Raw genomic sequence first — 1,411 nt, forward strand, 5'->3', positions numbered from 1 at the left:
TGATCGTGGTGAAAGCCCTGGCCGAGAGCCCGTGGGGTATTTTCACGGTGATGGCGACCATCCCGATCGCGATGTTCATGGGCATCTACATGCGCTACATCCGCCCGGGTCGCATCGGTGAGATCTCGGTGATCGGCGTGCTGTTGCTGCTCGGTTCGATCTGGCTCGGCGGGCAGATTGCCGCGGATCCGGTGTGGGCCAAGGCCTTTACCTTTACCGGTCTGCAGATCACCTGGATGCTGATCGGCTACGGTTTTGTCGCGGCGGTGTTGCCGGTGTGGCTGATTCTGGCACCCCGTGACTACCTGTCGACCTTCCTGAAAATCGGCACCATCGTCGCCCTGGCCATCGGCATCCTGGTGACCATGCCCGAGCTGAAAATGCCGGCCCTGACCCAGTTCATCGACGGCACCGGCCCAGTGTGGAAGGGCGGGTTGTTCCCGTTCCTGTTCATCACTATCGCCTGTGGCGCGGTGTCGGGTTTCCATGCGCTGATCGCCTCCGGCACCACGCCGAAACTGCTCGCCAGTGAGGGGCATGCCCGTTACATCGGTTACGGCGGCATGCTGATGGAATCGTTCGTGGCGATCATGGCCATGGTCGCTGCGTCGGTCATCGATCCGGGCGTGTATTTCGCCATGAACAGCCCGGCGGCCGTGGTTGGCGCCGATGCGGTTGCCGTTGCGCAAACCGTCAGCAGTTGGGGCTTTGCGATTACCCCGGAAGCCCTGCAAGCGGTGGCCCACGACATCGGTGAAACCACGATTCTGGCCCGTGCCGGTGGTGCGCCGACCCTGGCGGTGGGGATCGCGCAGATCCTGCACCACGTCCTGCCGGGTGAGRACACCATGGCGTTCTGGTACCACTTCGCGATCCTGTTTGAAGCGCTGTTCATCCTCACTGCCGTGGACGCCGGCACCCGCGCCGGGCGTTTCATGCTCCAGGACCTGCTCGGTTCGTTCGTGCCAGCCCTGCGTCGCACCGAATCCTGGACCGCCAACCTGATTGCCACCGCCGGTTGCGTGGCCATGTGGGGTTATCTGCTGTATCAGGGCGTGATCGATCCATTGGGCGGCATCAACACCTTGTGGCCGCTGTTCGGCATCKCCAACCAGATGCTGGCCGGTATCGCGCTGATGCTCGCTACCGKSGTGCTGATCAAGATGAAGCGCCAGCGTTATGTCTGGGTCACCTTGCTGCCGGCGGTATGGTTGCTGATCTGCACTACCACCGCTGGCTTCATCAAGCTGTTCGATGCCAACCCGGCGATCGGCTTCCTCGCCCTGGCGAAGAAGTACAGCGATGCCCTGGCCAACGGTCAGGTGCTGGCCCCGGCCAAGGACATCACCCAGATGCAGCACGTGATCTTCAACGCCTACACCAACGCAACGCTGACCGCGCTGTTCCTGTT

1 protein-coding gene is annotated in these 1,411 nt (G+C 62.5%); it reads left to right on the forward strand.

What is annotated here, in order from left to right; all coding sequences use genetic code 11:
* Nucleotides 1-1,411, forward strand: a 1,411-nt coding sequence (locus ACXRVY_RS29125) for a carbon starvation CstA family protein (protein ID WP_458238974.1), incomplete at both ends; no start/stop codon positions are given.

The sequence above is a fragment of the Pseudomonas sp. P5_A2_2 genome, assembly GCF_054177685.1.